The sequence below is a fragment of the Vibrio sp. Vb339 genome, assembly GCF_902751245.1.
Classification (GTDB): Bacteria; Pseudomonadota; Gammaproteobacteria; order Enterobacterales; family Vibrionaceae; genus Vibrio; species Vibrio coralliirubri.
This window is the reverse complement of the sequence record NZ_CADDIS010000030.1, coordinates 1-838: the sequence shown is the minus strand read 5'-3', so window position 1 is coordinate 838 and position 838 is coordinate 1. Positions and strand designations below refer to the sequence as shown.

The window sequence follows — 838 nt, the reverse complement described above, 5'->3', positions numbered from 1 at the left end:
AGTGAAAGGAGAATGGCTTTACTACTATCGAGCGGTCGATAAGTTTGGAAACGTCATTGATGATTATCTCAGCTCMAATCGCGATGAAGCTGCCGCGAAAGCCTTTCTGAATAAGGCGATAGCTCACATGGCCTCCCCGAGAAAGTGGTCATTGATGGGAGTAAAAGCAACCACGCGGCTATTGATGCAATGAACGTTCAACTCTGGTTAACGGGCTTCTTTATATTGTCACTGATTGAGATACTCGATATCAAAAAACTGAACAATATTGTGGAGCAAAGTCATCGGTGGGTAAAACAAAAAACACGCCAAGCCCTTGGATGGAAATCACTAGAAGGGGCAACGGCCCGTCTTCATGGTAAAGAATTGTGGACAATGATTAAACGAGGTCAAATTAACCTTGGGGGGAACAACGCCTTTGAGCAATTTTATGCCCTCGCAGACTAATTGCGTCTAGAAAATGGCTCTGCCATGTCGCTATCAAAATTTGCGACAGAACCGTATAGAGTCCTGATCAGAGTGAACTTTTCGGGGAAATGTGTATTCCCATAAACCTTACTCCAACGGCTCCAAAAACAGAGTTCGCTCGCTAGAGCATGAGTGCTTCCCAAAACCCCTGAGATTCATTATTTCTGAATTCATGGCTTTGAAAATTTTAGCAAATGGGGGAGAGGTTTTAGCGAGCACTTTCCAACTAAACTTAATGCATATCAGTTTGAGCCTGTTTATTATGTGTCATCCACGAATAAACCCACAGATGTTGATGCCAATAACTAAAGCAAAACGAAGCAGTGTCCGTTTCAAAGCGTTCCTACGTCACCCMAAATTGCGAATGCAG

The 838-nt window shown here is 43.4% G+C and carries 1 pseudogene; it reads left to right on the top strand.

Going from position 1 to position 838, the window contains the following annotated elements:
- Position 1: 1 nt before the first annotated feature.
- Positions 2–447 (top strand): annotated as a pseudogene (locus HRQ85_RS26090) (DDE-type integrase/transposase/recombinase).
- Positions 448–838 lie beyond the last annotated feature (391 nt).